We start from the raw sequence: 619 nt of genomic DNA, 5'->3' as shown, positions 1-619 counted from the left end.
CGCTGTGAAGATGCAGTGTACCCGCGGCTAGACGGAAAGACCCCGTGAACCTTTACTACAGCTTGGCACTGAACATTGAACCTACATGTGTAGGATAGGTGGGAGGCTTTGAAGACGTGACGCCAGTTGCGTTGGAGCCGTCCTTGAAATACCACCCTTGTATGTTTGATGTTCTAACGTTGGCCCCTAATCGGGGTTGCGGACAGTGCCTGGTGGGTAGTTTGACTGGGGCGGTCTCCTCCCAAAGAGTAACGGAGGAGCACGAAGGTGGGCTAATCACGGTTGGACATCGTGAGGTTAGTGCAATGGCATAAGCCCGCTTAACTGCGAGAATGACGGTTCGAGCAGGTGCGAAAGCAGGTCATAGTGATCCGGTGGTTCTGAATGGAAGGGCCATCGCTCAACGGATAAAAGGTACTCCGGGGATAACAGGCTGATACCGCCCAAGAGTTCATATCGACGGCGGTGTTTGGCACCTCGATGTCGGCTCATCACATCCTGGGGGCTGAAGTCGGTCCCAAGGTATGGCTGTTCGCCGATTTAAAGTGGTACGCGAGCTGGGTTTAGAACGTCGTGAGACAGTTCGGTCCCTATCTGCCGTGGGCGTTGGAAGATTGAA

At 54.1% G+C, this 619-nt stretch carries 1 rRNA gene; it reads left to right on the top strand.

The window, feature by feature from the left end:
- A 23S ribosomal RNA gene (locus CIK04_RS30850) occupies positions 1 to 619 on the top strand; the annotation flags it as partial.

This window comes from Vibrio sp. 03_296 (assembly GCF_002265885.1).
Note: the sequence above shows the minus strand (reverse complement) of the source record. Positions and strands in the feature narration are given on the sequence as shown.